This window comes from Actinoplanes sp. NPDC048791 (assembly GCF_040650095.1).
Taxonomy (GTDB): domain Bacteria; phylum Actinomycetota; class Actinomycetes; order Mycobacteriales; family Micromonosporaceae; genus Actinoplanes.
The window spans coordinates 1-4238 of record NZ_JBEZGQ010000758.1 but is presented as its reverse complement, the minus strand read 5'-3'; the positions used below and the strand labels follow the sequence as shown (position 1 = coordinate 4238).

Annotated in this window: 5 protein-coding genes and 1 pseudogene; 4 read left to right on the top strand and 2 right to left on the bottom strand. The window is 72.8% G+C overall.

Annotated elements, in window-relative coordinates; translation table 11 throughout:
- From AB0C29_RS36320 to AB0C29_RS36310, 3 genes and pseudogenes are all read left to right on the top strand, one after another.
- A pseudogene (locus AB0C29_RS36320) lies at nt 1–290 on the top strand (ArsR family transcriptional regulator); the annotation flags it as partial.
- A complete protein-coding gene (locus tag AB0C29_RS36315; RefSeq protein ID WP_360830212.1) occupies nt 290–1033 on the top strand; it encodes an SRPBCC domain-containing protein in 744 nt (247 codons plus the stop codon). The pseudogene AB0C29_RS36320 and the gene AB0C29_RS36315, both read left to right, overlap by 1 nt.
- Before the next feature lie 12 nt (nt 1034–1045).
- Complete coding sequence (locus AB0C29_RS36310; RefSeq protein WP_360830209.1) at nt 1046–1837, top strand: alpha/beta hydrolase; 792 nt, start codon at nt 1046–1048, stop codon at nt 1835–1837.
- On the opposite strand, the gene AB0C29_RS36305 is transcribed toward AB0C29_RS36310, so the two are convergent.
- The gene (locus AB0C29_RS36305; protein ID WP_360830206.1) at nt 1834–2544 is read right to left on the bottom strand and encodes a VOC family protein; all 711 of its coding nucleotides are present in this window, start codon (nt 2542–2544) and stop codon (nt 1834–1836) included. The genes AB0C29_RS36310 and AB0C29_RS36305 overlap by 4 nt on opposite strands.
- A 140-nt stretch (nt 2545–2684) precedes the next feature.
- A complete protein-coding gene (locus tag AB0C29_RS36300; RefSeq protein WP_360830203.1) occupies nt 2685–2894 on the bottom strand; it encodes a hypothetical protein in 210 nt (69 codons plus the stop codon).
- 538 nt (nt 2895–3432) lie between these two features.
- Between AB0C29_RS36300 and AB0C29_RS36295 the strand changes: the two genes are divergently transcribed.
- On the top strand, nt 3433–4238 hold an 806-nt coding region (locus tag AB0C29_RS36295), incomplete at its 3' end, for a serine/threonine protein kinase (RefSeq protein WP_360830200.1).

The window sequence follows — 4238 nt, the reverse complement described above, 5'->3', positions numbered from 1 at the left end:
GGGCGCCGGACCGGCTGTCCGCGCGCTGGCTGCTCGCCGTCGCGGCGCGGCTGGTCCGCGACGTCGGCGAGCTGATCACCGGCGCGGGCCAGGCCCGGCAGAAGGTCGCCACGTTCGCCATCGACGGCGAGGTCCGCTTCGCCAGCGCCGCCGACCGGGCCGCGTTCGCCGAGGAGCTGACCGTGGCCGTCACCGCCCTGGTGAGCCGCTTCCACGACGAGGACGCGCCGGGCGGGCGCAGCCACCGCCTGGTCGTCGCCGTGCACCCCACCGTGACCCGGGAGCGCTGATGGGCAAGGATTTCGAGGCCCACCTGGACGCGCAGGTGCCGGCCACCCCCGAGCAGGTGTGGGACACGGTCGCCACCGGGCCCGGGATCAGCTCCTGGTTCGTCGGGCGCACCGAGATCGACGGCGAGACCGTACGCACCTCGTTCGGTGAGGGCTGGATGCCGGAGGGGCACGTCACCGCCGCGCAGCCGCCGCACCGGTTCGCGTACCGCAGCGACACCGGCGAGGACGGGCGCTTCGTCGCGTACGAGTATCTGATCGAGGGCCGCGCCGGCGCGTCCACCGTCCTGCGGACGGTGACCAGCGGGTTCCTGCCGGGCGACGACTGGGCCGACGAGTACGAGGCGATGCGGTACGGCACCGAGTTGTTCTTCCACACGCTGACGCAATGCCTGTACTGGTTCCCCGGCCGCTTCGCCATCCCGGTCGACATCTTCGGGCCGCCGGTCACGGACTGGCCCCGCACCTGGCAGCGCCTGCACCACGCGCTGGGACTCGACGCCGCACCCCGCGCCGGCGACCCGGTGCACAGCACGGTGATCCCCGACGGCGTCGTGTCGTTCACCAACCCGCACACCCTGGCCGTACGCGCACCCGACGCCATCTACCGCTTCCTGCGCGGCTTCCACGGCTCACTGGTCGTGGCCCACGCGCTGTTCACCCCCGCGGATCCGGGGATCTGGCCCGCCTTCCTCGCCTCCCTCGAAAGCTCCGACCTCAAAAGCCCCGACAGCCTCGACTGAAGGACTATCACCATGCCTACCGTCACCTCCGCCGACGGCACCACCATCGCGTACGAGACCACCGGCACCGGACCGGCACTGATCCTCGTCGACGGCGCCATGTGCTACCGCGACCAGGGACCCGCGCGGGGACTGGCCGCCGCGCTCGCCGACACCTACACCGTGTACTTCTACGACCGTCGTGGCCGCGGCGACAGCGGCAACACACTGCCCTGGTCACCGCAGCGGGAGATCGAGGACCTGGCCGCGCTGCTCGCGGCGGCCGGCGGTACGGCGTACCTGCTCGGCACCTCCTCCGGAGCGGTCCTGGCCGCCGACGCCGCCGACCGCCTGCCCGGCTTCAGCCGGCTCGCCCTCTACGAGCCGCCGTTCATCGTCGACGACACCCACGCGCCGCGCCCGGACACGTTCCTGGCCGAGACCGAAGCGCTGATCGCGGCCGGCGACACCGGCGGCGCGGTCAAGAAGTTCCTGCGCTCGGTCGACATGCCCGGCTTCGCGGTGCAGATCCTGGCGCTGCTGCCACCGTTCCGCAAGATCAAGGCAGCCGCCCACACCCTGCCCTACGACCTGCGCATCCTCGGCGACACCGGACGCGGCAAGCCGCTGGACCCGACCCGCTGGTCCGGCGTGACGGCCCCGGCGCTCGTGCTCGACGGCGGCAAGAGCCCGCAGTACATGCGCAACGCGGCCCGGGCGCTGAGCGAGGCACTGCCGAAAGCGGAATACCGCACCCTGCCGGGACAGACCCACCTGGTGAAGCCGGCCGCGCTCGCCCCGGTGGTCAAGGAGTTCTTCTCCTAGAGCAGGTCCGCGGCGTTCTCGAACGCGGCAGCCGCTCGGATGGTCTCGTCCGCGGTCAGCGGCACCTGCCGGGCGCGGGTCAGCATCTCGGCGGCGGTGGCCGGGTCGTCCAGGACCAGCGCCACCTCGGCCCGGTAGACCAGCACCTCGACGTGCGTGACGGGATCGCCGTCGCCGAGGTGGGCCAGGGCGCTGTCCAGGACGCGGGCGGCCTGGCGCGGGTCTCCTTTGGAGTCGGCCAGCACGACCGCGTTCGCCAGAGCCCTTTCCAGTCGTCCCGCCGGCGCCGGCGCCTGGGCCGGGGTCGGGGCGGCCGGGGTGTGCTGCACGATGCGGATCCAGTTGCCACCGGGGTCGATGACACTGAAGCCGCTCACCCCGTCGTAGTTCTTGCGCGGCCGGGGCCGGGTCATCCGCGGGGTGCCGGCGACCAGCACCTTGCCGTACGCGGCCCGCATGCCCGCCGCGAACGCCCGGTGCAGCCCGCCGATGTCGGGGGTCAGCACGAGGCACGAGCTGTAGGACTGGGCCGGATCGAAGCCCGCCATCTCGAAGAAGTGCAGGTTGAGATCCTCGCGCTGCATGGCCGCGTACGGGTTGGGTCTGCGCTGGCGGTAGGTCGAGTGGAAGCCGAGCACCTCGTAGAAGGCGACGGTGTCGTCGAGGGAGGCGCAGGGCAGCAGGGGGACGGTGACCTCGTTGCTCATGCGCTCTTCCTAGCCGTCGCCGTGGTGATGGCGCCCATGGAAATGGCCGAACGGTGCGCTGGTGTCACCGAACGCCCGATGACGGGTGCCGGATCGTGAGGTGGTGCGGCGCGGTGGCGGGAAAGTGTCGGTGGGTGGCGTTAGGGTCGGTCCGCGATGGTGGATGACGACGCTTCCGTGACGAACGATCCGGCTTCGACCGGCCCGAGCTTGACCGGCCCGACGTCGGCTGATCCGGCCTTGACCGGCCCGACGTCGGCTGATCCGGCCTTGACCGGCCCGACGTCGACCGGCTCGACCTCGACCGGCTCCGCCTCGGCGGGTCCGGCTTTGGCAGGTCCGGTTTCCACTGGTCCGGCTTCGACGGGTGAGGCTTCGACTGGTCCGGCTTCAACTGGTCCGGCTTTGGCAGGTCCGGTTTCCACTGGTCGGGCTTCAACGGGTGGGGCTTCAACTGGTCCGGCTTCAACTGGTCCGGCTTTGGCGGGTCCGGCTTTGGCGGGTCCGGCTACCGGTGCCGCAACGGCCCGGCCCTCTGGAGCCGGCTCCTCGGGATGGACCGCTGGGGCGGTCATGACCCGGCACGGATCCACCGGGGACGACATCGGGTCCGGGTCCGCCGGGTCTGTGGCCGCCGGGTCTTTGGCCGCCAGACACCGATCCGCCGGAGAAGCTATCGGCACGGGTGCCGGTTCTGGGTCTGCACCCGGGGCCGCCGAGCTGGCCCCAGGCGGTGCCGGTGGCGTCTACTCCGGCGATCCGGTGCCCGAGACGCGTCCGTGTGCCCATTGTGGGCGGCCAGTTCCGCAGCGGGCCGCCGCCGGTCGTCCGTTCCGCTACTGCCGGGACAACGACGGTGAGTGCCAGCGGGCCTCGCGCAACGTGCGGATGCGGCACCGGTCCTCGCCCGGGCTCGCCGGTCAGGTGGCCCGCACCTGGGAGGCCGTCGATCGTCTCGATCAGCTCGTCGGCACGCTCAGCGAGGCCCTGCACGCCGAGATGTCACCGGCCGGGGTGGAGCGGCAGGTGGCCGAGGTCCGGGCGGAGACGTCCCGACAGGTCGCGGCCGCGCACACCGAACGCGACGATGCCCGCCGTGATGCTGATCGGGCTGCCGAGGCCGCCGGGGCGGCCGCGCAGGAGGCTGCTGTCGCGCGGGCCGAACGTGATGACGCCCAGCAGGCCGCGCAGCATGCCCGGCGGCTGGCTGAGGCCGCTGCGCAGGACGCCCGGCTGGCCGTTGCGGGGCGCGACGAGGCGCAGGCTGCTGCTAGTGCTGCTGTCGCGCTGCGGGAGCAGGCCGAGACGGAACGGGACCGGGCCCGCGCGGAGGCCACGGCTGTCCGGCGGGAGCTCGACGACGCCCGCCGGGAAAGCGAAGCCAAGTCCCGTGAGCTCGACGAAGCCCGACGGGAGACCGATGCCAAGTCCCGCGAGCTCGACGACGCTCGCCGCGAGACCGAAGCGAAGGCGCGGGAGCTGGGCGTCGCTCGCCGGGAGACCGAGACGACAGCGCGGGAGCTGGAGGCTGCACGGGTCGGCGTGCAGGCGCTGACCCGTGATCTTGCCGCGGCGCGGGAGCAGAGTGCGGCAGCCAACGAGCGGGCCGAGGCTCTGGGCCGTGAGCGGGACGCCGCCCGGGCCGAGGTGCAGCAGGCAGTGCGCGATGTCACCGCCGCGCGGGCCGAGGCCGG